The organism is Pseudotabrizicola formosa (assembly GCF_002900965.1).
Lineage (GTDB): Bacteria > Pseudomonadota > Alphaproteobacteria > Rhodobacterales > Rhodobacteraceae > Pseudotabrizicola > Pseudotabrizicola formosa.
Genome location: NZ_PJOM01000003.1, coordinates 201235 through 224626, shown reverse-complemented (window position 1 = coordinate 224626; position 23392 = coordinate 201235). Strand labels below are relative to the sequence as shown.

The 23392-nt window shown below is 61.2% G+C and carries 32 protein-coding genes and 1 pseudogene; 1 reads left to right on the top strand and 32 read right to left on the bottom strand.

Annotated features, from left to right (window positions below; genetic code table 11):
* Window positions 1–90: 90 nt before the first annotated feature.
* Window positions 91–276 carry a hypothetical protein gene (locus CXR43_RS12290; protein ID WP_103334376.1) on the top strand — a complete coding sequence of 62 codons (186 nt, stop codon included), beginning with the start codon at window positions 91–93 and terminating at the stop codon, window positions 274–276.
* A 37-nt stretch (window positions 277–313) separates the two neighbouring features.
* On the opposite strand, the gene CXR43_RS12285 is transcribed toward CXR43_RS12290, so the two are convergent.
* From CXR43_RS12285 to rplP, 32 genes and pseudogenes are all read right to left on the bottom strand, one after another.
* The gene (locus CXR43_RS12285; protein ID WP_103334675.1) at window positions 314–1048 is read right to left on the bottom strand and encodes a pseudouridine synthase; all 735 of its coding nucleotides are present in this window, start codon (window positions 1046–1048) and stop codon (window positions 314–316) included.
* Window positions 1049–1183: 135 nt separating this feature from the next.
* Window positions 1184–1987: an amino acid ABC transporter ATP-binding protein gene (locus CXR43_RS12280; protein ID WP_103334375.1), complete on the bottom strand. Its 804-nt coding sequence runs from the start codon at window positions 1985–1987 to the stop codon at window positions 1184–1186.
* Between the two features lie 12 nt (window positions 1988–1999).
* Window positions 2000–3310, bottom strand: a complete 1311-nt coding sequence (locus CXR43_RS12275; protein ID WP_103334374.1) for an amino acid ABC transporter permease — start codon at window positions 3308–3310, stop codon at window positions 2000–2002.
* A 1-nt stretch (window position 3311) separates the two neighbouring features.
* Window positions 3312–4565, bottom strand: coding sequence for an amino acid ABC transporter permease (locus CXR43_RS12270; protein ID WP_103334373.1), 1254 nt, complete (start codon window positions 4563–4565; stop codon window positions 3312–3314).
* A gap of 151 nt (window positions 4566–4716) precedes the next feature.
* Window positions 4717–5742 carry an amino acid ABC transporter substrate-binding protein gene (locus CXR43_RS12265; RefSeq protein WP_103334372.1) on the bottom strand — a complete coding sequence of 342 codons (1026 nt, stop codon included), beginning with the start codon at window positions 5740–5742 and terminating at the stop codon, window positions 4717–4719.
* Window positions 5743–5982: 240 nt separating this feature from the next.
* Window positions 5983–6690, bottom strand: coding sequence for an ATP12 family chaperone protein (locus CXR43_RS12260; RefSeq protein WP_103334371.1), 708 nt, complete (start codon window positions 6688–6690; stop codon window positions 5983–5985).
* On the bottom strand, window positions 6687–7733 hold the full coding sequence (locus CXR43_RS12255) for an RluA family pseudouridine synthase (protein WP_103334370.1): 1047 nt from the start codon (window positions 7731–7733) through the stop codon (window positions 6687–6689). Before CXR43_RS12255 ends, CXR43_RS12260 begins: the two co-directional genes overlap by 4 nt.
* Complete coding sequence (gene crcB, locus CXR43_RS12250) at window positions 7730–8104, bottom strand: fluoride efflux transporter CrcB (protein ID WP_103334369.1); 375 nt, start codon at window positions 8102–8104, stop codon at window positions 7730–7732. The genes CXR43_RS12255 and crcB overlap by 4 nt, the downstream gene beginning before the upstream one ends.
* A gap of 127 nt (window positions 8105–8231) precedes the next feature.
* Window positions 8232–9545: a replication-associated recombination protein A gene (locus CXR43_RS12245; protein ID WP_103334368.1), complete on the bottom strand. Its 1314-nt coding sequence runs from the start codon at window positions 9543–9545 to the stop codon at window positions 8232–8234.
* A 32-nt stretch (window positions 9546–9577) separates the two neighbouring features.
* Window positions 9578–10960, bottom strand: a complete 1383-nt coding sequence (locus tag CXR43_RS12240) for a Do family serine endopeptidase (protein ID WP_435530800.1) — start codon at window positions 10958–10960, stop codon at window positions 9578–9580.
* A gap of 143 nt (window positions 10961–11103) precedes the next feature.
* Entirely contained in the window at window positions 11104–11517 is a 414-nt protein-coding gene (gene rplQ, locus CXR43_RS12235; protein ID WP_103334367.1) for a 50S ribosomal protein L17, read from the bottom strand.
* A 136-nt stretch (window positions 11518–11653) separates the two neighbouring features.
* Window positions 11654–12670, bottom strand: a complete 1017-nt coding sequence (locus tag CXR43_RS12230; protein ID WP_103334366.1) for a DNA-directed RNA polymerase subunit alpha — start codon at window positions 12668–12670, stop codon at window positions 11654–11656.
* Window positions 12671–12789: 119 nt separating this feature from the next.
* Window positions 12790–13185 (bottom strand): 30S ribosomal protein S11, encoded by a 396-nt coding sequence (gene rpsK, locus CXR43_RS12225; RefSeq protein ID WP_103334365.1) that lies wholly within the window; start codon window positions 13183–13185, stop codon window positions 12790–12792.
* Window positions 13186–13200: 15 nt separating this feature from the next.
* Complete coding sequence (rpsM, locus tag CXR43_RS12220; RefSeq protein ID WP_103334364.1) at window positions 13201–13569, bottom strand: 30S ribosomal protein S13; 369 nt, start codon at window positions 13567–13569, stop codon at window positions 13201–13203.
* Window positions 13570–13746: 177 nt separating this feature from the next.
* Window positions 13747–14331, bottom strand: coding sequence for an adenylate kinase (locus CXR43_RS12215; protein WP_103334363.1), 585 nt, complete (start codon window positions 14329–14331; stop codon window positions 13747–13749).
* Window positions 14332–14334: 3 nt separating this feature from the next.
* Window positions 14335–15693, bottom strand: a complete 1359-nt coding sequence (gene secY, locus CXR43_RS12210; protein ID WP_103334362.1) for a preprotein translocase subunit SecY — start codon at window positions 15691–15693, stop codon at window positions 14335–14337.
* Window positions 15694–15812: 119 nt separating this feature from the next.
* Window positions 15813–16283: a 50S ribosomal protein L15 gene (rplO, locus tag CXR43_RS12205; RefSeq protein ID WP_103334361.1), complete on the bottom strand. Its 471-nt coding sequence runs from the start codon at window positions 16281–16283 to the stop codon at window positions 15813–15815.
* 265 nt (window positions 16284–16548) lie between these two features.
* On the bottom strand, window positions 16549–16935 hold the full coding sequence (locus CXR43_RS12200) for an ectoine synthase (RefSeq protein ID WP_103334673.1): 387 nt from the start codon (window positions 16933–16935) through the stop codon (window positions 16549–16551).
* 346 nt (window positions 16936–17281) lie between these two features.
* Window positions 17282–17479 carry a 50S ribosomal protein L30 gene (gene rpmD, locus CXR43_RS12190; protein ID WP_103334359.1) on the bottom strand — a complete coding sequence of 66 codons (198 nt, stop codon included), beginning with the start codon at window positions 17477–17479 and terminating at the stop codon, window positions 17282–17284.
* Between the two features lie 2 nt (window positions 17480–17481).
* On the bottom strand, window positions 17482–18051 hold the full coding sequence (rpsE, locus tag CXR43_RS12185; RefSeq protein WP_103334358.1) for a 30S ribosomal protein S5: 570 nt from the start codon (window positions 18049–18051) through the stop codon (window positions 17482–17484).
* Window positions 18052–18062: 11 nt separating this feature from the next.
* Entirely contained in the window at window positions 18063–18422 is a 360-nt protein-coding gene (gene rplR / locus CXR43_RS12180) for a 50S ribosomal protein L18 (RefSeq protein ID WP_103334357.1), read from the bottom strand.
* A 10-nt stretch (window positions 18423–18432) separates the two neighbouring features.
* Complete coding sequence (rplF, locus tag CXR43_RS12175) at window positions 18433–18966, bottom strand: 50S ribosomal protein L6 (protein ID WP_103334356.1); 534 nt, start codon at window positions 18964–18966, stop codon at window positions 18433–18435.
* A 10-nt stretch (window positions 18967–18976) separates the two neighbouring features.
* Window positions 18977–19375 carry a 30S ribosomal protein S8 gene (gene rpsH, locus CXR43_RS12170; RefSeq protein ID WP_100195939.1) on the bottom strand — a complete coding sequence of 133 codons (399 nt, stop codon included), beginning with the start codon at window positions 19373–19375 and terminating at the stop codon, window positions 18977–18979.
* A 12-nt stretch (window positions 19376–19387) separates the two neighbouring features.
* The gene (gene rpsN / locus CXR43_RS12165; protein ID WP_103334355.1) at window positions 19388–19693 is read right to left on the bottom strand and encodes a 30S ribosomal protein S14; all 306 of its coding nucleotides are present in this window, start codon (window positions 19691–19693) and stop codon (window positions 19388–19390) included.
* Window positions 19694–19711: 18 nt separating this feature from the next.
* Window positions 19712–20272 carry a 50S ribosomal protein L5 gene (rplE, locus tag CXR43_RS12160; RefSeq protein ID WP_103334354.1) on the bottom strand — a complete coding sequence of 187 codons (561 nt, stop codon included), beginning with the start codon at window positions 20270–20272 and terminating at the stop codon, window positions 19712–19714.
* Window positions 20272–20577, bottom strand: a complete 306-nt coding sequence (gene rplX, locus CXR43_RS12155) for a 50S ribosomal protein L24 (RefSeq protein WP_103334353.1) — start codon at window positions 20575–20577, stop codon at window positions 20272–20274. Before rplX ends, rplE begins: the two co-directional genes overlap by 1 nt.
* Window positions 20577–20945, bottom strand: coding sequence for a 50S ribosomal protein L14 (gene rplN / locus CXR43_RS12150; protein WP_013066055.1), 369 nt, complete (start codon window positions 20943–20945; stop codon window positions 20577–20579). The genes rplX and rplN overlap by 1 nt, the downstream gene beginning before the upstream one ends.
* Before the next feature lie 81 nt (window positions 20946–21026).
* The gene (gene rpsQ, locus CXR43_RS12145; protein ID WP_103334352.1) at window positions 21027–21260 is read right to left on the bottom strand and encodes a 30S ribosomal protein S17; all 234 of its coding nucleotides are present in this window, start codon (window positions 21258–21260) and stop codon (window positions 21027–21029) included.
* 10 nt (window positions 21261–21270) lie between these two features.
* Window positions 21271–21471: a 50S ribosomal protein L29 gene (gene rpmC, locus CXR43_RS12140; protein ID WP_103334351.1), complete on the bottom strand. Its 201-nt coding sequence runs from the start codon at window positions 21469–21471 to the stop codon at window positions 21271–21273.
* A gap of 183 nt (window positions 21472–21654) precedes the next feature.
* Window positions 21655–22107, bottom strand: coding sequence for a hypothetical protein (locus tag CXR43_RS12135; protein ID WP_146036516.1), 453 nt, complete (start codon window positions 22105–22107; stop codon window positions 21655–21657).
* A gap of 238 nt (window positions 22108–22345) precedes the next feature.
* Window positions 22346–22894, bottom strand: a pseudogene (locus CXR43_RS12130) (TIGR02466 family protein); the annotation flags it as partial.
* Between the two features lie 82 nt (window positions 22895–22976).
* On the bottom strand, window positions 22977–23390 hold the full coding sequence (gene rplP, locus CXR43_RS12125; protein WP_103334348.1) for a 50S ribosomal protein L16: 414 nt from the start codon (window positions 23388–23390) through the stop codon (window positions 22977–22979).
* Window positions 23391–23392: the final 2 nt, after the last annotated feature.

Sequence of the window (23392 nt, the reverse complement as noted above, 5' to 3'; positions counted from 1 at the left end):
CCACCGGATACAGCCCCTGGCGCACCGCTTGCGGCGGTGACCGGTTTCAGGCATGACGCATGATCAGACTCTGGAACAAGGCGACAGCCCATGGATTACGCAAAATCAGGCAACCCGAAACTGAGCAAGGATCAGGGCCGCCAGAAGGACCCCAGCGCCAAGCCGGGCAAGGAACTCAAGGCCAAGGCCCCGACCAAGATTCCGAACCTGCGGCCCAGCAAGGAAGAGCTGCTGGAGCGGATGAAGGCCAAGGCAACGGGCAAGAGCGCGGAATAAGGCGATCGGCCCCGGCACAGAGCCGGTCAGCCTTTGATCATGAGAAGATCTGTGCGATCTGATCTTCGTCCAGCAGCACCCACTGACCGGGTGACAGGCTCTTTGGCAGGGACAGACCGCCCAGGCGGACTCGGTGCAGGTCTTCGACATGGTTGCCGGTGGCGGCAAACATGCGGCGCACCTGATGGTAGCGGCCTTCGGTCACCGTGAGCAAAGCCTCGGTCTCCGAGAGCACCTGCAACTGCGCCGGGGCCAGAGGCTTTGCCTCACCTTCCAGCATCATATCCCCTGAGGCAAAAAGCGCGGCCTCGCTGCCCGTCAGCGGGCGGGCGAGCCGGGCGTGATAGGTCTTTGCGACATGGCGCTTCGGGCTGATCACCCGGTGCAGCAGCGCGCCGTCATCGGTCAGCAGCAACAGGCCGGTTGTCTGCTTGTCGAGCCGCCCGATGGTGGAAATCGCCGGGCTGCGCTGACGCCAGCGGGGCGGCAGACTGTCATAGACCAGCGGCCCCGCCTCTTTGTGTGAACAGGTCATGCCCAGCGGCTTGTGCAGCAGGATGACCAGCCCCGCCACCGGATCAAGCGGCTGGCCGTCGATCTTCATGCGGTTGGGCAAATCGGGTGTCACCGGAATGCGGATGGAGGCGTCTGACAGCACGGTGCCATCCAGCGTGATGCGCCCCGCCTTGGCCAGTTGCAGCATTTCGTTGCGCGAGCCATAACCCATTGACGACAGAAGCTTGTCAACGCGCGAGGTCGGGGGTTTGGCCATGGTGGTCATGCTTTCCCGGCGGGTCTGTCATTGGCCGCCCTTGCCGCTTTTCGGACAGGCCGTGGCGGGAGACAAGATGAAAAAAGGGCCCCGGAGGGCCCTTTTCTGACCGATGTGCCCCCCGCCCGGCCGGGTTCAGTGCCCCAGAATCTGCGACAGGAAGAGTTTGGTCCGGTCCGATTGCGGGTTGTTAAAGAACTCTTTCGGGTTGTTCTGTTCCACGATCTGACCCTGATCCATGAAGATCACCCGGTTGGCGACGGCCTGCGCAAAGCCCATTTCATGGGTGACGCAGAGCATGGTCATGCCTTCCTCGGCCAGTTCGATCATGGTGTCGAGCACCTCTTTGATCATCTCGGGGTCGAGGGCAGAGGTGGGTTCGTCAAACAGCATGATGCGCGGTTTCATGCACAAGGACCGCGCGATGGCCACACGTTGTTGCTGGCCGCCCGACAACTGGCCAGGGTATTTGTTCGCCTGTTCCGGAATTTTCACCTTGCGCAGATAGTGCATGGCCACCTCTACCGCCTCTGCCTTCGGGGTCTTGCGGACCCAGATCGGCGCAAGCGTCAGGTTTTCCAGAATGGTCAGATGCGGGAACAGGTTGAAGTGCTGGAACACCATCCCAACCTCGGACCGGACCTTGTCGATGTTCTTGAGGTCTGAGGTCAGTTCGGTGCCATCCACGATGATCTGGCCCTGCTGATGCTCTTCCAGCCGGTTGATGCAGCGGATCAGGGTGGACTTGCCCGAGCCGGACGGGCCGCAGATCACGATCCGCTCGCCCCGGTTGACGGTCATGTTGATGTCGCGCAGCACGTGGAAAGTGCCGTACCACTTGTTCATCTGGGTGATCTGGATGGCGACTTCGTCGCTGACCTTCATCTGGCTCGGGTCAATCTGGCGGGCAGTCAAGTCGAGGGCTGTGGCTTCGGACATGTTCCGGCTCCCTTAGCGATGATCGGTTTTGAGCTTGGATTCCAGATACATCGAGTACCGGGACATGCCGAAGCAGAACAGGAAGAAGATGGCACCGACGAAGATGTAGGGCTCCCAATAGATCCCTTTCCAGTCGGTGGAGGCGCGGACCGCGTCGGTGATGCCCTTGAGCGGATCAAGAAGCCCCACGAAGACCACCAGGGTGGTGTCCTTGAACAGTCCGATAAAGGTCGACACGATGCCGGGGATCGAGATTTTCAGCGCCTGCGGCATGATGATCAGGCGCTGCGCTTTCCAGTAATCCAGCCCCAGAGCGTCGGCGGCTTCATACTGGCCGCGCGGCAGGGCGGCGAGACCGCCCCGGACGACCTCGGCAATATAGGCGGCGGCGAAGAGCACCACCATGATGATGACGCGCAGGATGATGTCAAAATCGGTGCCCGGCGGCAGGAAGTAGTTGAGCAGCAAGGAGGCCGTGAACAGCAGGGTGATCAGCGGCACGCCCCGGATGAACTCGATGAACCCGACCGACAGCTTGTTGACGATGAACATGTCGGACTGACGGCCAAGCGCCAGCATCACGCCAAGCGGCAGTGAAAACGCGATGCCGGTGAAGCCGATGGTGAAGGCAAGGATGAAGCCGCCGAATTCGCGCGAGCGCACGCTCTCCAGCGCAATGGGGAGGAGCGATTGCAGGGCATCGGCAGCGGGACCGGCGAGGAACAGCCACCACAGGACCGGGGCGAGCACGGCCGCGATGGCGGCGATGATGGTGCCTGCGACGGGTTGCAGAAATTTGGCGGCGGCATAGCCGATGGCAAAGCCCGCGACCGCCATGACCGGAACCCAGACCGACCCGCCCCACAGCAGCCAGAAGCCGACGGCGGGGTAGACCAGCGAAAACCACAGCATCTTGCGCGGCAGTTTGTCAAACAACACCGGGGCGACGGCGACGCAGAGCAGGACGAAGGCCAGCACCGGGCGCCAGTACAGATGCGACGGGTAAAAGCCGAACAGGTATTGCGGCCAGCGTTCGCGGATCACCGCCCAGCAGGCGCCGGTGACGCCCTCACCCCAGCGTTCGGCGATGATCTGACGGCATTCGGACAGGCTGCCCGCGTTCCAGACCGAGCGTGACAGCCAAGGCGCAATGCCGATGACAAGATAGGCCACGATCACCACGCCCAGCACCGTCAGGATGCCGTTGAGGACAGAGGAAAACAGGTTTTCGCGCACCCATTTGACAGCCCCTGACTCGGTCAGCGGCGGGGCCTGTTCGGGCAGCATTTCGGTGCGGACGAAGGTGCTTGTGCTGGTGTTCATCTCAGCGCTCCTTCAGCTTGACGCGGTTGTTGTAGACGTTCATGGCCGACGAGATCAGCAGGCTGACGATCAGGTAGATCAGCATCAAGAGCATCATCGCCTCCAGCCCGCGGCCGGTCTGGTTCAGCGTGATGCCGCCCAGCGTGCCGCGCAGGTCCATGTAGCCGACCGCAATGGCCAGCGACGAGTTCTTGGTGAGGTTGAGGTATTGCGAGATCAGCGGCGGGATGATGACCCGCAGCGCCTGTGGCAGGATGATCAGGTTCATCGTGCGGCCCGGGCGCAGGCCAAGGGCAAAGGCGGCTTCGGACTGGCCGCGCGAGATGGCATTGATCCCGGCGCGGACGATTTCGGCAATGAAGGCGGCGGTATAGAGGGTCAGCGCCAGCCAGAGGGCCACCAGCGAGTTTGACACCTGCAGACCGCCGGTGAAGTTGAAACCTTGCAGGCTGGGGCTGTCGAGATGGGTGCCAAGGGCCAGCAGCACAAGGATGATCGGCCCGAACAGCGCAAGCATGCACTGCCACCAGGTGGTGGGCCGCAGGCCGGTTGCTTCCTGGATGCGGGTTGCGCGGCGCAGGATGTAACGGTTGAGCAAAAAGCCCCCGACCAGCGCCGCAACGATCGCCGTCAGATCAAGGTTCAGCCACAACGGCCCAAGGGGCAGCCAGCCCAGCGAACGGTCAAACATCAGCCAGGGAATGGCGGTGTAGCGGTTGGTGAAGGCCACCGTGTCGAACATCACCATCGACGCCGCCGGCGTCTCACCCCGGAAGGCGTTTGGGGCCGGAAATGCCTCGGTAAAGATGGTGTAGATCATCAGGATCCACAGCAGGAGCGGAATGTTGCGGAAGATTTCCACATAGACCGTCATCAGCCGCGCAATCACCCAGTTGTTGGACAGGCGCAGCACCCCGGCGATGACACCCACAACGGTTGCAGCGATACAGCCCAGAAAGGCGATCAGCAGGGTGTTGAGCAGCCCGACCAGTGTGGCGCGGGCATGGGTGCTGTCATTGGTGTATTCCACCAGTGTCTGGTTGATGTCATAGCCTGCGCGGTTCCACAGGAAACCAAAATCGATCCCCCGCCCCAGCGCGGCCAGATTGCTCAGCAGGTTGTCGATCAGCCAGGCCGCGCCGAGCATGACCAGCATCAGCACGACGATCTGGATGGTAATAGAGCGATAGCGGGTGTCGTAGATGAGCATCCCGAGCCGAAAGCCAGCTTTCGGTTCTTCCGTGACTACGGCCATTTATGTTCCCCTGAAGTCCGCGCGGTCCCGGGCTTTGCCCTTGTGTGTGGGGATGCTCCCCCGACGCTGCGGATTACCCTGTTCTTGCTTTTGGAAAGGTCCGGTTTGGCAAGGGGCGCACCGGGCAGGCGCGCCCCAAGGTCTTAGCCGATCAACGGAACGGCGGGGTGTAGAGCAGGCCGCCCTGGGTCCACTGCGCGTTCAGACCACGCGCCAGACCGATCGGGGTCGATTCGCCAATGGTGGCCGCGAAGATTTCGCCATAGTTGCCACCTGCCTTGATCGCGTTCAGAGCCCAGTTGGCCTCCAGACCGATCATCGCCCCCAGATTGTCCGAGGTGCCCAGCAAGCGCTGAACTTCCGGATTCTGCGACGAGGTTGCCAGTTCGTCGATGTTGGCCGAGGTGATGCCGAATTCTTCGGCAGCGACCAGAGCATTCATCGTCCAGCGAACCACGTCACCCCATTCGCTGTCGCCATGGCGCACTGCAGGCCCAAGCGGTTCCTTGGAGATGATTTCCGGCAGGATGACATGGTTTTCCGGGTCTGCGAACGCAGCACGGGTCGCCGCAAGGCCGGAGGCATCGGTGGTGTAGGCATCGCAGGCACCTGCCAGGTACTGCTGTTCACCCTCGGCATTGGTTTCGATCGGAACCGCCGTATAGGTCATGTTGTTGGCTTTGAAGTAATCAGCCAGGTTCAGTTCCGTGGTGGTGCCGGTCTGGATGCAGATCGTGGCGCCGTTCAGCTCTTTGGCCGAAGACACGCCCAGATCATTGCGGACCATGAAGCCCTGACCGTCATAGTAGTTCACGCCGACGAAATCCATTTTCAGGTCCGTGTCGCGCGAGAAGGTCCAGGTGGTGTTGCGGATCAGCAGGTCGATCCGGCCCGATGTGAGCTGTTCAAAGCGGTCGGACGATGTGGTCGGGATGTAGACCACTTTCGAGGCATCGCCGAAAATCGCGCCGGCAACGGCCTTGCACAGGGCGACGTCAAAGCCCTGCCAGTTGCCGCTTGCATCCGGGGCGGCAAAGCCGACCAGACCGGTGTTGACGCCACAGTTCAGTTCGCCACGGTCCTTGACGGTTTGAAGCGTCGAGGTGCCCTGCGCCAGTGCCGCGCCTGCAAGCAGGGTGGTGGCCGCGAGGGTGCCGAGGAATACGGATTGTTTCATTCTTACCTCATCCTGAGTTGTCGGCATTGTGCCGACGTTTTTATGCCCCGAGGCCGGTTGATGGGCGGACGGGGGCGAAACTAGTGGAGGTGAGCCTCTCCCAGTGGAAGCAGTTTCCTCCGAAGCGGTTTGAAAGGTCAAGCGTGTCGCGGATATTTGCCTAAAATCTTTGCAAATTAACGATTTAGAGGCTGTTACAGGCAGGCCTGCGCCGCTGTGCCTGCCTTTTAGGCAGGATTGTTACCCGCACAATGCCAAGAATCGCTCTGCGTTGAGCAAGGCGTCGCGGCGCAGGACCTCCATCGCGGCGGCCTCTTCATCTGTGCCCCAGAGCTCATTCTGCCAGGTTTCGTCGATTCGGCTGAGGGCAAAGGCCTGATCGCCGGTGAGCCGGCCTTGGGTGACGGCAAGGCCCAGAATCAGCGAGCCCGAGATCGCCACAAGGTCGTGCAACGCTGCCAGCTGAAAGGGTCCGAGCGCCGCCACATGGGCGCGCAGGCGCGCCAGACTGGGCTCGGGCTGCGGCACCGGAATCACGCCCTGGGTGACGGCCAGCGGCGCGCCAAGGGCCGTGCGGGCCCAGTCCAGCTCCGGGTCCCAGCCTGCGGCCTGGCGGTCGATCAAGGGCTGCGGTGCCGTCGCGCGATAACACAGCAGATCAGTGCTGCCGTAATTGGCAATTTCATCCACCACGCCGCCCGGGTGCGGGGCGACCTTGTCGAGGGCCGAATTGGCCGCGCGCGTCAGCGGCATGGTGTCGGGGCGGATCAGGCCCTGTTGCTGATCCCATTCGGCGGCGATGGCCTGCGCCATGGCAAGGGTCGGCAAGACCAACGGCTGTTTGGCCGGGGTCTTGACCGGACGCGCATCCAGCCGGACGGTGAAGCCGCCGTCACAGGGTTCGGCGGCTGTTGCAGCCCAGAAGCGTTTTGCCGCCCAGGTGCTCACCGCAGACTCTCGAACGGGTCGGCGGGCACGTCTTTCTCGTTCCAGTCCAGCAGCTTCCAGGTCCGTGCCATGTGTTCGGGCAAGGGTGCGGTAAAGGTCATCATTTCCTTGGTGATCGGGTGCTGGACTGACAGACTCCGGGCGTGCAGGTGCATTTTCTTGGACATCTCGCCGCCCGCCTGCGCGCCCCAGCCATCGCCCATATTTTCCTGCGCGGAGCTGCCGTATTTGCCATCGCCGATGATGGGGTGGCCGAGTTCGGCCAGATGTGCGCGCAGCTGGTGGGTGCGGCCGGTGACCGGCTCCAGCGCCATCCAGCTCATCCGGGTGCCGAGGAACCAGAGCGTGAAAAAGTCGGTGTGGGCGCGTTTGGCATCGGGGAATTCGGCCATCTTGGCGGGGTGGATGCACAGCATCTTTTCGCCCTCGCCGCCACGCCCGCCACCGGGGGCCTTCATCAGCCCGTATTTGATGCTGCCCTGACGCGGATGCGGCACGCCCGCGACCAGCGCCCAATAGATCTTGCGGGTGTTGCGGTGGCGCAGCGCCTCGGACAGGGCGCGCGCCACCCGGTCGGTGCGGGCCAGCATCAGAAGGCCCGAAGTGTCCTTGTCCAGCCGGTGGACCAGTTTGGGCTTTTCCTTGTAGCCGAATTTCAAGGCTTCGGCCAAGCCGTCAACATGCCGGTCGCCCTGCCCCGATCCGCCTTGCGACGGCAGGCCGGCAGGCTTGTTGAGAATGATGATATGCTCATCCTTCCACAGCACGGCGTTCTGGATCAGCTTGGTATCGGCCGCCGAAATCCGGCTTTCGGGTGAGCGGCTTGGGGCCTCGGTATCTGGCAAGGGCGGCACGCGGATGGTCTGGCCGGGGGCAATACGATCGGCCGCCTTGGCCCGGGCGCCATCGACCCGGATCTGCCCGGTGCGGCACATCTTTTCGACATGGCCCTGGGTCAGCTGCGGAAAGCGGCGCTTGAACCACCTGTCCAGCCGCTGTTCGCCTTCATCTTCGGACACCGTCAGGTTTAACACGCCGCTCATATCATGGACCTTGCAAGTTGGAGGCCGGCCACAAGTGCAGCAAGCGAGAGAAAGACCGAGGCCCCGACATAGCCCAGCGAAAGCCAGCTTTGCCCGCGCTCCCACAGGGTAACGGTGTCGAGCGAAAAGGCCGAAAATGTGGTGAAGCCGCCAAGGATGCCGGTCATCAGAAACGGCGCCAGTCGCAGTCCGCCCTTTTCCGCAAGCATCACCACCAGCACCCCCATCAGGAAGGACCCCGCCACATTGACCAGCAGCGTCCCATAGGGAAAGCCCGGGCCAAACACACGCAGGCTGGCAAGATTAACCAGATAGCGCAGGCATGCACCAATGGCCCCACCAAGGGCGACATGAGACAGGGTCAGGATCATAGGCGGTCTTTGCGGCGGATGGACGGATTTGTCAACGTGCGCGCCGTATCCGACCCGCCCGCTGTGCCGTCTTCGCCGGAAGATCCAAGCCCGCACGCGCCTGTCTGCCCCCTTCCACCGCCGCGCCCTAGCCGCCCTGACGTTTGGCCCGCAGCTTGGCAAAATACTCCACCCGCTTTTTCAGCTCACGCTCATATCCGCGTTCGGGGGGCAGATAGAACACCGGGCGCTTCATGCCTTCGGGAAAATAATCCTGCCCGGAAAAGCCATCCTCGGCCTCATGGTCATAGGCGTAACCCGCGCCATAGCCGATGTCCTTCATCATCTTCGTCGGTGCGTTCAGGATATGGCGCGGCGGCATCTGGCTGCCGGTCTCGCGCGCAGTTGCCCGCGCGGCCTTGTAAGCCACATAGACCGCGTTCGATTTCGGGGCGAGGGCAAGGTAGACCACCGCATTGGCCAAGGCCAGCTCGCCCTCCGGGCTGCCAAGCCGTTCATAGGTGTTCCAGGCGTCCAGACAGATCGAATGGGCCTGCGGTTCGGCCAGACCGATATCCTCCACCGCCATCCGGGTCAGGCGGCGGGCCAGAAAGCGCGGATCTTCGCCGCCTTCCAGCATCCGGGCAAACCAGTACAGCGCTGCATCCGGGTCTGACCCGCGCACCGATTTGTGCAGGGCACTGATCAGGTTGTAATGCTCTTCGCCGGACTTGTCGTATTTGGCGGCACGACGCATCAGGCGGGTGGCCAGCTGATCGCGGTCCATGGGTTTGTCGATCCGCCACGCCGCCACCTGCTCGACCAAATTAAGCAGCGCCCGCCCGTCGCCATCGGCCATTTCCAGCAGCGTTTCGCGGGCCTCCCCGGTGAGAGGCAGCACGCGCGCAAGCTCCTTTTCGGCGCGCTGCATCATGCGTTCCAGATCGGCAAGGCTCAGGCGTTCAAGAACGATGACCTGCGCGCGCGACATCAGGGCGGCATTCAGCTCGAAACTGGGGTTTTCGGTGGTGGCCCCGACAAGAAGGATCGTGCCATCCTCCATATAGGGCAGGAAGCCGTCCTGCTGTGCCTTGTTGAAGCGATGGATTTCATCGACAAAAAGCAATGTCCCTTGTCCGTTTTGCCGCCGGATCTTGGCGGATTCGAACACTTTGCGCAGATCCGGCACGCCGGTAAAAATCGCCGAGATCTGGACAAAGGCCAGATCCGTCTCTTGCGCCAACAGACGCGCGATCGTGGTCTTGCCCACCCCCGGCGGCCCCCACAGGATCAGCGACGACAGTGATCTGGCGGCCAGCATTGCCCCCAGTGGCCCCTCGGGGCCCAGCACATGCGCTTGCCCGATCACCTCGGTCAGCGTTTGCGGGCGCAGACGATCGGCCAAAGGCCGGGGGCCTTCGGCTTTGGGGGTTGCGGCGGCGGTGTCAAAAAGATCTGCCATCAGGTGACGATACCGCCCCGCGCCCGGCTTCGCTAGAGCCGGAAACGCAAACGCAGGATCTGACCGCCGCGGTTCACGTCGATGGCCCAAAGCCGGGTCTGCTCTTGCGCGGCAAGGGACACATCCTGTGGCACCGTGATGGCGCGGCCATTGATCGCCAGCAGCACATCGCCGGGGCGCAGGCCCACCTGCGCGGCAAGATCCTGCGCGCCCGTCACCACGACGCCGGTGGCATCCATCAACAGGTTCATTTCGGCCATCAACGCCGGGTTGATGCGTGCCACGCTCAGGCCCCGCAGCGCGACGCGGCCGGTGATGGTAACAGGGTCACGCGGCGGTGTTTCGGGCGGTGCGATCAGGGTGACATCGACGGTCGAGGTGCCATCCTCATGCAGATATGTCACCGGCACCGTGGCCCCGATGCCAAGGGCGGACAGGCGGAAGATCATTTCCTGCGGGGTGTTGGTCGGCTCTCCGGCGACCGACAGCACCACATCGCCGGGGCGCAGGCCAGCGGCGGCAAAGGGGCTTTCCGGGTGCAGATCGGACAGCAGCACACCATCGGGGCGCGGCAGGTTCATCGCCGCCGCCAACCCTGCATCCATCGCCTGCCCGTTCACCCCGGCCCAGGGCCGTTCAAACCGCGTGCCACCCGCCACCGCCTGCGCCACGACCGTTTCCACCAGATTGGCGGGAATCGCAAAGCCGATGCCGTTCGACCCGCCCGACCGCGTCAGGATGGCGGTGTTGATGCCCACCAGCCGCCCCTGCATATCCACCAGCGCGCCGCCCGAATTGCCCGGGTTGATGGCCGCATCGGTCTGGATGAAATAGCCGCGCCCCAGTTCCACCGAACTGCGCGCAAGGCCCGAGACGATCCCCGAAGACACCGTCTGCCCCACCCCGAACGGGTTGCCGATGGCCAGCACCAGATCGCCGACCTCTACGTCATCCGAGTTCCGGAAACTCAGCGCGGGGAGATCGGACGCATCCTGAAGACGCAGGATCGCCAGATCGCTTTCCTCATCGCCAAGGATCAACTCTGCCGCATATTCGCGGCGGTCATTCAGCACGACGCGGATTTCTGTCGCGCGCCCGACCACGTGGTAGTTCGACACCACGATGCCATCGGCCGAGACAATCACGCCCGACCCCAGCGAGTTCTGCACCCTTGGCTGGCTTTGGCCATAGCCGTTGAAGAACTGATCAAAGAACGGGTCACCGGCAAAGGGCGACAACCGCTCCTCGACGACGCGGCTGGCATAGATGTTGACCACGGCAGGCGCGGTCGATTTGACCACGGGCGCAAAGCTGAGGCTGATTTCGGCAGCATTGGCCGGGGGGCGGGTTTCGGTCTGGGCGGCCAGCGGGGCGGCGCAGAGCAAAATCAGAGCGGCAAGGCGGAGCATGGGCATCCCTTCGCGGTTGTGACAGCGATATGGCAAGGGGCTGCGCAATTTCAACCGCTTGCGCAGATCCAACGACCACTTGGAACGACAAAGCCCGCCACCGTTGCCGGGGCGGGCTTTGCGAAACTCTGGCCGGGTGGCCGGGTGGCTTATTCTGCCTCGAACGCTTCGGTGCGGGCGTGGTCGGCAGCGCCTTTGGCATTCGGGTCACGATCGACGAATTCGATGATCGCCATCGGCGCCATGTCACCGTAGCGGAAACCCGCCTTCAGCACGCGCACATAACCGCCCTGACGGTCCTTGTAGCGCGGGCCCAGGATTTCGAACAGGCGCGCGGTGTGCATGTCCTGCTTGAGCTGCGAATGTGCCTGACGACGGGCGTGCAGGTCGCCGCGCTTGGCCAGGGTGATCAGCTTTTCGATGATCGGGCGCAGTTCCTTGGCCTTCGGCAAGGTGGTCTTGATCTGTTCATGTTCAATCAGCGAACCGGCCATGTTTGCGAACATCGCTTTGCGGTGTTCATGGGTCCGGTTCAGTTTGCGGTAGCCGTTCGAGTGACGCATGGAAATCTCCTAAAGACGCGTGTTTTGCTTTGTCCGGTGCGGCCTACGTGCGGCTGCACTCACCTTGGGCTTTCGCCAGTTTTCCCCGGCACTCCGGGCATTTTGGGTAGGGCGGGGTTAACCCCGCCCTCCGCTATCAGAATTGATCTTCGAAGCGCTTGGCCAGATCTTCGATGTTCTCTGGCGGCCAGTCTTCGACTTCCATGCCCAGGTGCAGGCCCATGCCCGACAGCACTTCCTTGATCTCGTTCAAGGACTTGCGGCCAAAGTTCGGGGTGCGGAGCATCTCGGCTTCGGTTTTCTGGATCAGATCGCCGATATAGACGATGTTGTCGTTCTTCAGGCAGTTGGCCGAGCGGACAGAAAGCTCCAGCTCATCAACTTTCTTCAGCAGCAGCGGGTTGAATTCCAGCCCTGCATCGACTTCGCCCAGCTTCGCCGATTCCGGCTCGTCGAAGTTGACGAAGATCGACAGCTGGTCCTGCAGGATGCGCGCGGCATAGGCCACGGCGTCATCCGGCGTCAGGCTGCCGTCGGTTTCGACTTTCATGGTCAGCTTGTCATAGTCCAGCACCTGGCCCTCACGGGTGGGCTGCACTTCGTAGCTGACCTTCTTCACCGGCGAATAGATCGCATCAATCGGGATCAACCCGATCGGCGCGTCTTCCGGGCGGTTCTTGTCGGCCGAAACATAGCCTTTGCCGGTGTTCACGGTGAGTTCCATGAACACGTCGGCCCCATCATCCAGATGGCAGATCACATGTTCGCGGTTCAGAATCTCGATGCCGTTCGATTCCGAGATATCCGCCGCCGTCACCACGCCCGGACCCTTGGCCGAGATCGACAGGCGCTTCGGCCCCTCGACGTCCATCTTGATGGACACGCCTTTGAGGTTGAGCACGATGTCGGTCACGTCTTCGCGCACGCCAGCGACGCTGGAAAATTCATGCAGCACGTTGTCGATCTGGACGGATGTGATGGCCGCGCCTTGCAGCGACGACATCAGCACGCGGCGCAGGGCGTTGCCCAGCGTCAGGCCGAAGCCACGCTCCAGCGGTTCGGCGATCACAGTCGCCACGCGCGCCGCATCCGCGCCCGGTTTCACAACCAGTTGCGTCGGTTTGATCAGTTCTTGCCAGTTCTTATGGATCATGCTGTCGCCTCCATTCTTGTCCCATTGCCCATGTCCAGCAAGCGGTGGGACGCCCGAGGGTCCTTAAATGCCGAAATCGGGCCGTGCGAGGTCGCACGGCCCGACAGTATATCTGTCAATCAGACGCGACGACGCTTTGGCGGGCGGCAACCGTTGTGCGCCAGCGGGGTCACGTCGCGGATCGAGGTGATGTTCAGGCCAACAGCGGCCAGAGCGCGAAGCGCCGATTCACGGCCCGAACCCGGACCCTGCACTTCAACCTCTACGGTCTTCATGCCATGTTCCTGAGCCTTGCGTGCCGCATCTTCGGCGGCCATCTGGGCGGCATAAGGCGTCGACTTGCGCGAGCCCTTGAAGCCCATGGTGCCCGAGGACGACCAAGAAATTGCGTTGCCCTGAACGTCAGAAATCAGGATCTTGGTGTTGTTGAACGAAGAGTTCACATGAACAACGCCAGCGGCGATATTCTTGCGCTCTTTTTTCTTGGTGCGGGATGCTTTGGTATCGCGTGCCATAACTGTCTGCTCCCCTTATTTCTTCTTGCCAGCGATGGCTTTTGCGGGGCCCTTGCGGGTGCGAGCATTGGTATGGGTGCGCTGACCGCGGACCGGCAGGCCCTTGCGGTGACGCAGGCCGCGATAGCAGCCAAGGTCCATCAAACGCTTGATGTTCATCGAGACTTCCCGACGCAGATCACCTTCAACGGTGAAGTTCGCATCGATGAATTCGCGGATCGCCAGCACTTCGGCATCAGACAATTCGTTGACGCGACGGGCGCGGTCGATGTTGAGCGAAGCGCAGACAGTTTCAGCATTGGCGGGGCCAATACCGGTGATGTAGGTGAGGGCGATCGGAACCCGTTTCTGGGTCGGGATGTTTACGCCAGCAATACGTGCCAAACGTGTGTCCTTTTCAATGTTGCGGTTCCGTGGTGCCAGAACCTTTTTTCACAACTCCATCAGGGCATGACCCGGATGATGCTCTTCCCGGAAATGGGAAACCTCGGCACGATTCCGTGCCGGGACGCTGTGCTTTATGGGCAAACACCGCCCTCGTCAAGGGCGGCGACCGGTTTTTCAGGCCTTGTCAAGAATTTTCGCGATGTCCGCACTGACCGCGTCCATCTCTGCCAGCCCGTCAACGGAGACGAGGGCGCCCTTGGCATAGTAATAGCCGATCAGCGGTGCGGTGTTCTTGTAATACTCGCGCAGGCGCACTTCGAAGACTTCGGGCGTGTCGTCGCGGCGAACAGGCTCACCGTTCAGCCGCGCCTCTTCGGCGCGCTTCACGATACGACCGACAAGGGCCGCATCGTCGACCGAAAGCTCGATCACCGCGTCCAGAGCCAAGCCCTTGTCCGCCAGCAAGGCAGACAGAGCGTCCGCCTGTTTCAGCGTACGGGGGAAGCCGTCAAAGATGAACCCCCCGGCAGCCCCTTTGGTCAGTTGCTCGTCGATCAGACCAATCACGATCTCATCGGTGACCAGGGCCCCCCGTTCCATCACCTCGGCAACCCGGCGGCCCATGTCGGTGCCACTGGTCTTGGCCGCACGAAGCATGTCCCCGGTGGACAGCTGCACCATGCCACGCTCTTCCACCAGACGTTTGGCCTGCGTGCCCTTACCGGCCCCGGGAGGCCCCAGAAGAATGATGTTTGCCATGGGTCAGCGCCGTGTGGGGGTCTTGGGCGTGGTTTTCTTACGACCGCGCAGCTGCGATTTCTCGATCAGGCCCTCGTATTGATGGGCCAGCAGATGCGACTGCACCTGATTGATCGTGTCCATGGTCACCGACACCACGATCAGCACCGAAGTGCCCCCGAAATAGAAGGTAAACCCGAACTGGTTGCGCAGGATTTCCGGCAGCAGACAGACGGCCGCAAGATAGGCCGAACCCAGCACCAAAATGCGCGTGACCACATATTCCAGATATTCCTCGGTCTTCTTGCCGGGGCGGATGCCGGGAATGAACCCGTTCTGGTTCTTCAGATTCTCGGCCACATCCTCGACCTTGAAGGCCACGTTATAGGTGTAGAAAAAGCTGAAGAACACGATCATGCCGGTGAAGAACAGCAGATACAGCGGCTGACCGGGACCGAAATAGGCCAGAATGGTTGACATCACCGGGCCGGTCTGCGCGCCCGAGAAGGTGGAGATCGTGACCGGCAGCAGCAGCAGCGATGAGGCGAAGATCGCCGGGATCACGCCCGCCGGGTTCACCTTGACCGGCAGATGGCTGGACCCGCCGTCATACACTTTCATGCCGACCTGACGCCGGGGGTACTGGATGTGAATCTTGCGCAAGGCGCGCTCCATGAACACCACGAAGGCGATCACGGCAATCACCATCACGATCACCCCGATGATGACCACCGGCGAAATCGCGCCCGACCGGCCCTGGCTGAGGAATTGGGCGATGGCAGCCGGCAGTTCCGCGACGATACCGACAAAGATGATCAGCGAGATGCCGTTGCCGATGCCGCGCGCGGTGATCTGTTCACCCAGCCACATCAGGAACATCGTGCCGCCGACCAGCGTGATCATGCAGGCCGCCTTGAAGAACAGGCCCGGATCATGGGCAAGACCGCCCGCTTCAAGGCTGGCCGCGATCCCCCAGGCCTGGAACGTCGCCAGAAACACCGTGCCATAGCGGGTGTACTGGTTGATCTTCTTGCGGCCCTGCTCGCCCTCTTTCTTCAACTGCTCCAACGCCGGCACCATGGCCGTCATCAGCTGCACGATGATCGAGGCCGAGATATAGGGCATGATGCCAAGGGCAAAGATGCCCATCCGGCTGATCGCCCCGCCGGTGAACATGTTGAGGATACCACCGATCCCTGCCCCGGCGTCCTCCATGAAGGCGCGCAACTGCACGCCATCAATGCCCGGCACCGGAATATAGGTGCCCAGCCGATAGACGATCAGCAGGCCGATGGTAAAAAAGATGCGTTGGCGCAGGTCGGTTGCCTTGCCAAGGGCGCCCCAGCTGAGGTTCGCCGCCATTTGCTCTGCCGCAGATGCCATGTCCGGTCTCTTTCAAAGACAGCGCCGCCGGACCGTTCTCCGGTCGGCGGCGCGGGAAAACTAAAGCTGATGTAAGCGACCTTGGGGCCGCTCACAACACCCAATTGGCCCCAAGTGGCTTACTCAGCCGCTGCCGCCGGAAGAGTGATCGACCCACCAGCTGCCTTGATGGCCTCTACCGCCGCAGCGGAAGCGCCCGAAACCACCAGTTTGACGGCCGATTTGATCTCGCCCTTGTTCAGGATGCGGATACCGTCACGCTTGTGATTGGTCAGGCCAGCGGCAACCAGCACGTCCTCGGTCAGGTCCACCTTGATGTCCAACTTGCCGGCTTCGACGAATTTCTCGATCAGGCCCAGGTTGATGACCGCGTATTCCTTGCGGTTCGGCTTGGTGAAGCCGCGCTTTGGCAAGCGACGGTACAGCGGCATCTGGCCGCCTTCATAGCCACCGATGGCCACGCCGGAACGCGATTTCTGGCCCTTGATACCACGGCCAGCGGTCTTGCCCTTGCCCGAACCGGGGCCACGGGCAACGCGCTTTTGCTTTTTCGACGCGCCGTCATTGTCACGAAGTTCATTCAGTTTCATGTCGCACTCTCCATCGCCGGAACGTCCCCGCCTGCGACGGGAGGGGACAACACGGCATTTCTTGTTGATTTTGTGGACCGCAAGCGGCCACAGGTTTTGATTCTGTGGCCCGCAAGGGTCCACCGTGGGCGTATAATGGCTGCGGGGGTGTTAGGCAAGCGGATTGGCGGACTGCGGGTGGCGGGGTGAACCCCGCCCTACCGGATCATCCATGGCGCTATAGTCTCGCGGTAGGGCGGGGTTCACCCCGCCATCCCTTGCCCCCCTACCCCGCCGCCGGATAACTCCCGTCGGCGTCATGCGCCTCTTGTCCGGTCAGGGCGGGCGTGAACACGCAGATGATCCGCATGTCGCCGCGTTGCGCGCGCAGGATGTGCGCCTCGTGCCGGTCCAGCACATAGACCGTGCCGGGGGTCAGCGCAAACACCTCGCCGGTCGCCACATTCTCCACCTCGCCTTCACCTTCGATGACGTAATTCGTTTCGATGTGGTTCTTGTACTGCAACACCTGCTCGGTGCCTTCCTTGCAGATCGTGTCATGCAGGGAATAGCCAAGCCCGTCAGCAGCCAGCAAAATCCGGCGGCTTTCAAAGCTGTCGCCCGTCACATGGGCTGCGGTGTTCAGGATGGAGGCGAGGGAACGGACAATCATGAAAACCTCTGGCGCGGTGAACGCCTGATGGTGCTGTGACAGATGGCCTTGCGTCAAGACATCAGTGGCAATGCACCCGGCCTTGCGCGTTATCCATGTGGCAGCACTGACCGGGCGGCGAGCTTTTCCGGCACCCTCCACCATGGGCCTGCGCTTGCAGACCGAAAGTGGCAACACCAAGAAGAACAAGGGCTGCAAACAAAGGGCGCATGAGAAAATCCTGAATAAATGTTAACGAGTATGAACAAGCGTTAACAAACATGCGGGCCATCGCCTAATGAAAACGCCCCGAGGTTTCCCCCGGGGCGCAAGTCCTGCGGTAGGGCGGGGTTCACCCCGCCGCACCTTATCCGCGCTCTTCGATGATCTTCACAAGATGCGAGATCTTGTTGACCATGCCGCGGACGGAAGGTGTGTCTTCCAACTCGCGGGTGCGGTTCATCTTGTTCAGGCCCAGACCCTTGAGGGTCGCGGTCTGGATGGCCGGGCGGCGGGCGGCGGAGGCCACCTGCTGCACGACGATGGTTTTCTTTGCTTCGGTCATGATCAGGCCTCCTGCACTTCAGCTTCGGGCTTTTTCAGGATCTCGGCCACCTTCTTGCCGCGACGTGCGGCCACCTGGCGGGGCGAAGTCTCTGCTTTCAGACCGTCGATGGTGGCGCGGATCATGTTGTAGGGGTTCTGCGAGCCGATCGACTTCGCAACAACGTCCTGGATCCCCAGCATCTCGAACACGGCGCGCATTGGACCACCGGCGATGATCCCGGTACCCGCAACGGCGGTGCGCATCACGACTTTTCCGGCGCCGTGGCGGCCTTCCATGTCGTGGTGCAGGGTGCGGCTGTCCTTCAGCGGCACCCGGATCATCTGGCGCTTGGCCTGTTCGGTTGCCTTGCGGATCGCCTCCGGCACCTCTTTGGCCTTGCCCTTGCCGAAGCCGACGCGACCACGCTGATCACCGACGACGACGAGTGCTGCAAAGCCAAAGCGCTTGCCGCCCTTGACGGTTTTCGAAACACGGTTGATCGCGACCAGACGGTCAGCGAATTCGGGCGTTTCCTCACGGGAGTCCTGACGACGATCGCCGCCGCGGCCCCGATTTTCACGTTCTGCCATATCCAAACTCCTCAGAACTTCAGGCCGCCTTCACGGGCAGCGTCGGCCAAAGCCTTGATCTTACCGTGAAAGAGGAAACCACCACGATCGAAGAACACTTCTTCAACCCCGGCCTTCTTCGCCCGCTCTGCAATCGCAGCGCCGATCTTGGCCGCAGCCTCGACGTTGTTCTTGCCGATCAGACCCAGATCTTTCTCCAACGTGGAGGCGGACGCAACGGTCACGCCCTTCACGTCGTCGATCAACTGGACGCTGATGTTCTTGGACGACCGATGCACGGACAGGCGCAGGCGCCCGTTCGACATCGCCTTGATTTTGTTCCGGACGCGCAGGCGGCGCTTGAGGAACAGCTCTCTTTTGTTCAAAGCCATTTTGCCACCCTTACTTCTTCTTACCTTCTTTGCGGAAGATGAACTCACCCTTATAGCGGATGCCCTTGCCCTTGTACGGCTCGGGCTTGCGCCATTCGCGGATGTTCGCGGCGACCTGGCCAACAAGCTGCTGGTCGATCCCTTCCACAACGATTTCGGTCTGCTTCGGCGACGTGACGGTCACGCCAGCCGGAACGGCGAAGTTGACTTCGTGGCTATAGCCAAGCGACAGCTTCAGAACATTGCCGGCGACCGCAGCACGGTAACCAACGCCCTGAATCTCAAGCTCTTTCTTGAAGCCGGTCGAGACGCCCTGAACCAGGTTGTCCACCATCGACCGCGCCATGCCCCACTGCTGACGCGCGCGCTTCGAGGTGCCGCGTGGCGTCACCTTGATTTCGTCGCCGTCGATCGTGATGGTCACATCGTCGGTTGCGGTAAAGCTGCGGGTGCCTTTCGGCCCTTTCACTTCGACAGTCTGGCCGGACACCGACGCCGAGACGCCCTTGACCAGAGAGACGGGTTTCTTGCCGATACGAGACATTGCACCCTCCTCAGAATACGGTGCAGAGCACTTCGCCACCAACATTGGCGGAGCGTGCAGCTGCATCGGACATGACGCCTTTCGGCGTCGACACAATCGAGACACCCAGGCCATTGCGGACCGACGGGATGTCCTTGACGCCCATGTACACACGGCGACCCGGCTTGGACACGCGCTTGATTTCGCGGATCACCGGGGTGCCTTCGTAGTACTTGAGCGAGATCACGAATTCGCCCTGACCGTTGTCGGTCGGGTTCTTTTCGTAACCGCGGATGTAACCTTCCGACAGCAGCACATCCAGAACCCGGCCGCGCAGCGTGGACGCCGGCGTCGAGACAGTGGATTTGCCGCGCATCTGAGAGTTGCGGATGCGGGTCAGCATATCGCCGATAGGATCATTCACAGGCATATCTGCTCTCCCTTACCAGCTGGACTTGACCATGCCCGGGATCTGACCAAACGAGGCCAGTTCACGCAGCATGATCCGCGACAGTTTCAGCTTACGGTAGTAAGCATGTGGACGACCCGTCAGCTGGCAGCGGTTGTGCAACCGGACAGCAGACGAATTGCGGGGCAGTTGTGCCAGCTTCAGGGTCGCGCCGAAACGCTCTTCCATCGGCTTGGATTGGTCTTCGATCACCGCTTTGAGCGTCGCACGCTTGGAAGCATACTGCTTCACCAGCTTGGCGCGCTTCACTTCGCGGTTCACCATGGATTTCTTTGCCATTACTCTGGTTCCTCGCGCTTACGACGTGAAGGGCATGTTGAAATGCTTCAACAGCGCCTTGGCTTCCGCATCGGATCTCGCGTTCGTGCAGATGATGATGTCCATACCCAGAACTTCATCAACCTTGTCGAAGTTGATTTCCGGGAACACGATGTGCTCTTTCAGGCCCATGGCATAATTGCCATGTCCGTCGAAGGACGTGCCCTTGACGCCACGAAAATCGCGGACGCGCGGCAGGGCCACGTTGATCAGACGGTCCAGGAATTCGTACATCTTGTCACCGCGCAGGGTGACCTTGCAGCCCAAAGGCATCAGCTCCCGCACGCGGAAGCCGGCGATCGACTTCTTGGCATGGGTGATGACCGCTTTCTGACCGGCAATCAGCGACAGTTCTTCAGCGGCCTGTTTCACCTTCTTGGTGTCCTTGACCGCCTCGCCGACGCCCATGTTCAGGACGATCTTGTCCAGACGCGGGATCTGCATGTCGTTCTTGTACGAAAACTCTTCCTTCATCGCGGTGCGAATCTTGGAGGTGTATTCGCCTTTCAGGCGCGGGGTATATGTGGCTTGGTCGAGCATCAGATTGCATCCCCCGTGGTCTTGGCGAAACGCACCTTCTTGTCGCCGTCCATACGGAAGCCGACGCGGGTGGGTTTGCCGTTCTTGTCCACGATCGCCAGGTTCGACAGATCGATCGGCATGGACTTGGCCACGCGACCACCCTGCGAGCCCGCAGACTGCTTGGTGTGGCGGATGGCGACGTTGATGTTCTCGACAACGGCCTTGTTGGCAGTCGGGTTGACAGAGGCGATTTCGCCCTTCTTGCCCTTGTCCTTGCCGGTCAGAACGATGACGGTGTCACCCTTTTTGAGTTTCGCAGCCATCAGAGCACCTCCGGAGCCAGCGAGATGATCTTCATGAAGTTCTTGGCGCGCAATTCGCGGACAACCGGCCCGAAGATACGCGTGCCCACTGGTTCACCCTGGTTGTTCAGGATGACAGCGGCGTTGCGGTCAAAACGGATGGCGGTGCCGTCTTCACGACGAACCTCTTTGGCGGTGCGAACGACAACGGCCTTGCGCACGTCGCCCTTCTTGACACGGCCTTTTGGAATAGCTTCCTTGACCGACACCACGATGATGTCGCCCACGGATGCATAGCGGCGGTGTGAACCGCCCAGAACCTTGATGCACTGAACTCGGCGAGCGCCGGAGTTATCAGCAACATCCAGATTGGTCTGCATCTGGATCATTTGGTTTCTCCCGACCTTTGGGGACGGTCATGCAGATGACGCCCCAGGGTTTCGATTATCGCAGAACGTTTGCTGTCGGCCTCAGGCCGAAACAACCACCGTCCAACGCTTGGTTTTCGAAATCGGCGCACATTCCTCGATGCGGACAGTATCGCCAATCTTGAATTTGTTCTCTGCATCATGTGCGCGGTACTTCTTCGACTTACGCACAGTCTTTTGCAGCAGCGGGTGCTTGAAGCGACGCTCGACCAGAACCGTGATGGTCTGTTCGTTCTTGTCCGAGGTCACGACGCCTGAAAGGATACGCTTGGGCATGATAAACCTCTTACTTCGCCGCTTCGGCGGCTTTTTGGTTGAGAATGGTCAGCACGCGTGCTGCGTCCCGACGGACAACACGCATACGCGCGGTGTTCTCAAGCTGGTTCGTGGCGGCCTGGAAGCGCAGGTTGAAGGCTTCCTTCTTCAGTGCAACGAGCTGGTCGCGCAGCTGATCGGGGGACTTGCCCCGGAGTTCGTCGGCTTTCATGCCGTGTTCCTTTTCTCAATCACCAGAAAGCCCCGGCAGATGCAGGGTAACCTTGAACCCGGTGGATAATGCAAAACCAACGATTCCGAGTCGCCCGGGAACCGCAGATGGGCCCGTATAGGGGGCTTGGGAGTAGGAGGCAAGGGAAAAGGTAATAGACAATTACTCAACCGAACCGGAACATCAACGGCGGGTGCGAAAGCGGAAAGGATCAATCCATGGAGCCAGAAAGAACAGGCGCGCCTGATCTCTGGGCGTCAATGTGTGAAAGAGCAATTGCGACATGTTGCGACGATGGTCAAGAGCACGCTTTGGGTCAATCAGACCTGTCCCAGCGGCAATCAAGGCAACACCGAAATACATGCACTTTGCGAGCCCACCGAAAATCTCGGCCGTCCTGGGCTCCACCCACAGCGCCGCAAACATAAGGGTGATGAAAAGAGGTGTATTCCAGCGTGTCCAAAAATTGCTGAGCAGGGGCAGTTCAGGTGCCACCCAGAATATACCCGCCAGCCCGATCGACAGAGCCACAATGCTGAGCCACGCAGGAACAGCCCCCAGCCAAACGCCGGTGACTTCCCCGATACCAAGGCCAACCAGAATCGCAAAACCCGCCGACAGGACAAGGTAAGTCAAGCGCAACTTGCGTGTCCGCGTCTCAATTTGAGAGCGGACAAGAATTTCGGCCGCTTCACCCAAACATTCGCTGATGTGGCGCCCGCTGTCCTGGGCAAGCTTCTTTGCAAGGGTAAGGTGTCCAGGTTTCCGGTCCAACATCGCCCCTCCCTTGAGCCAGCCCCATCCATAGATCGACATCGGGATCAAGAGGCGGGCAATGTGTTTCCACAATGACGAAACCATGGCGCCGAGTAAGCAGCCAGCTTTCCCACAGCAGCACATCGCCCACCACTGGCTGCACATAAACAAACTGCCGCAACTCCTCCGGCGCGTTCTTGCGGCGCAAGGGGGACATCATCATCATCGGCAGGCGCGGGTCTTCGAGTTTGAGCGAACTCGTCCCCTCTGGCATCTGCACATAAGTGGTGCCCGAAATCACCGAATGCGGGTGGATGTGGCTGGCGCGCGTGCCGCCTTCGGGCAGAATGTTGATCCACAGCGCGTTCAGCTTCAGCTTTTTGCCATCAAGATCAAAGGCCAGATCGTCGCAGAACGCTGCCACATGCTTGTCCAGCGCGGCCTCCAGTGCCTTGAAGATTGTTAAGCGCCAAGGCAGATCGTCCAATGAGGCATAGGACGTAAAGCCCGGATAGCCATTCGCCTCACACCAATCCTGCCGAGCCTCGTCATCTTCGGCTATCGCGTTGCAGGACGCGGCAAGCTCCTGATAATCGTCCTTTTTCTTCGCCAGATCATTCAGCGCGGCGCGATAGAGGCGGGTTACAAACAGCGGTGATGAGGGCATCTCAGACCTCGGATTTGAAAAAGCCCCCACCGTTTCCGGCAGGGGCCCTGTCTGAGGGATGGCAGGGCCTTGCGGCGCAGCCTTACCAGTCTTCGCGGGCGACGACGCGGGTCAGGACCGGAAGCTTCATCGCGCCAAGGCGCAGGGCCTCGCGGGCGATGACATCCGAGACACCGTCGATTTCGAACATGATGCGGCCAGGTTTCACCTTGGCTGCCCAGTAATCGACCGAGCCCTTACCTTTACCCATCCGCACTTCGGTCGGCTTGGACGAGACCGGAACATCCGGGAAAATCCGGATCCAGACCCGACCCTGACGCTTCATGTGGCGGGTGATCGCGCGGCGGGCCGCTTCGATCTGACGCGCGGTCACACGCTCTGGTTCCGTGGCTTTCAGCGCATAAGAGCCGAAGTTCAGCAGAAAGCCGCCTTTGGCTTCACCGTGAATACGGCCCTTGTGCTGTTTGCGGAACTTGGTCCGTTTTGGTTGCAGCATCT

Excerpts from the sequence above, each read along its gene's own strand:
- rplQ (WP_103334367.1), bottom strand. The coding sequence starts at position 11,517 with ATGCGTCACTCGAACGGCTACCGCAAACTGAACCGGACCCATGAACAC.
- CXR43_RS12270 (WP_103334373.1), bottom strand. The coding sequence starts at position 4,565 with ATGGCCGTAGTCACGGAAGAACCGAAAGCTGGCTTTCGGCTCGGGATG.
- CXR43_RS12290 (WP_103334376.1), top strand. The coding sequence starts at position 91 with ATGGATTACGCAAAATCAGGCAACCCGAAACTGAGCAAGGATCAGGGC.
- rpsN (WP_103334355.1), bottom strand. The coding sequence starts at position 19,693 with ATGGCAAAGAAATCCATGGTGAACCGCGAAGTGAAGCGCGCCAAGCTG.
- CXR43_RS12275 (WP_103334374.1), bottom strand. The coding sequence starts at position 3,310 with ATGAACACCAGCACAAGCACCTTCGTCCGCACCGAAATGCTGCCCGAA.
- rpsH (WP_100195939.1), bottom strand. The coding sequence starts at position 19,375 with ATGCCTGTGAATGATCCTATCGGCGATATGCTGACCCGCATCCGCAAC.
- rplO (WP_103334361.1), bottom strand. The coding sequence starts at position 16,283 with ATGAAACTGAATGAACTTCGTGACAATGACGGCGCGTCGAAAAAGCAA.
- CXR43_RS12215 (WP_103334363.1), bottom strand. The coding sequence starts at position 14,331 with ATGGCAAACATCATTCTTCTGGGGCCTCCCGGGGCCGGTAAGGGCACG.
- CXR43_RS12245 (WP_103334368.1), bottom strand. The coding sequence starts at position 9,545 with ATGGCAGATCTTTTTGACACCGCCGCCGCAACCCCCAAAGCCGAAGGC.
- CXR43_RS12280 (WP_103334375.1), bottom strand. The coding sequence starts at position 1,987 with ATGTCCGAAGCCACAGCCCTCGACTTGACTGCCCGCCAGATTGACCCG.
- rpmC (WP_103334351.1), bottom strand. The coding sequence starts at position 21,471 with ATGAAAGCCGACGAACTCCGGGGCAAGTCCCCCGATCAGCTGCGCGAC.
- rplR (WP_103334357.1), bottom strand. The coding sequence starts at position 18,422 with ATGGCTTTGAACAAAAGAGAGCTGTTCCTCAAGCGCCGCCTGCGCGTC.
- rplF (WP_103334356.1), bottom strand. The coding sequence starts at position 18,966 with ATGTCTCGTATCGGCAAGAAACCCGTCTCTCTGGTCAAGGGCGTCTCG.
- rplN (WP_013066055.1), bottom strand. The coding sequence starts at position 20,945 with ATGATCCAGATGCAGACCAATCTGGATGTTGCTGATAACTCCGGCGCT.
- rpmD (WP_103334359.1), bottom strand. The coding sequence starts at position 17,479 with ATGACCGAAGCAAAGAAAACCATCGTCGTGCAGCAGGTGGCCTCCGCC.
- rpsK (WP_103334365.1), bottom strand. The coding sequence starts at position 13,185 with ATGGCACGCGATACCAAAGCATCCCGCACCAAGAAAAAAGAGCGCAAG.
- rplE (WP_103334354.1), bottom strand. The coding sequence starts at position 20,272 with ATGCTCGACCAAGCCACATATACCCCGCGCCTGAAAGGCGAATACACC.
- secY (WP_103334362.1), bottom strand. The coding sequence starts at position 15,693 with ATGGCATCTGCGGCAGAGCAAATGGCGGCGAACCTCAGCTGGGGCGCC.
- crcB (WP_103334369.1), bottom strand. The coding sequence starts at position 8,104 with ATGATCCTGACCCTGTCTCATGTCGCCCTTGGTGGGGCCATTGGTGCA.
- CXR43_RS12200 (WP_103334673.1), bottom strand. The coding sequence starts at position 16,935 with ATGATTGTCCGTTCCCTCGCCTCCATCCTGAACACCGCAGCCCATGTG.
- CXR43_RS12265 (WP_103334372.1), bottom strand. The coding sequence starts at position 5,742 with ATGAAACAATCCGTATTCCTCGGCACCCTCGCGGCCACCACCCTGCTT.
- rplP (WP_103334348.1), bottom strand. The coding sequence starts at position 23,390 with ATGCTGCAACCAAAACGGACCAAGTTCCGCAAACAGCACAAGGGCCGT.
- rpsQ (WP_103334352.1), bottom strand. The coding sequence starts at position 21,260 with ATGCCCAAGCGTATCCTTTCAGGCGTCGTGACCTCGGACAAGAACGAA.
- rplX (WP_103334353.1), bottom strand. The coding sequence starts at position 20,577 with ATGGCTGCGAAACTCAAAAAGGGTGACACCGTCATCGTTCTGACCGGC.
- CXR43_RS12230 (WP_103334366.1), bottom strand. The coding sequence starts at position 12,670 with ATGATCCATAAGAACTGGCAAGAACTGATCAAACCGACGCAACTGGTT.
- CXR43_RS12285 (WP_103334675.1), bottom strand. The coding sequence starts at position 1,048 with ATGGCCAAACCCCCGACCTCGCGCGTTGACAAGCTTCTGTCGTCAATG.
- CXR43_RS12255 (WP_103334370.1), bottom strand. The coding sequence starts at position 7,733 with ATGAGCGGCGTGTTAAACCTGACGGTGTCCGAAGATGAAGGCGAACAG.
- rpsE (WP_103334358.1), bottom strand. The coding sequence starts at position 18,051 with ATGGCAGAACGTGAAAATCGGGGCCGCGGCGGCGATCGTCGTCAGGAC.
- CXR43_RS12240 (WP_435530800.1), bottom strand. The coding sequence starts at position 10,960 with ATGCCCATGCTCCGCCTTGCCGCTCTGATTTTGCTCTGCGCCGCCCCG.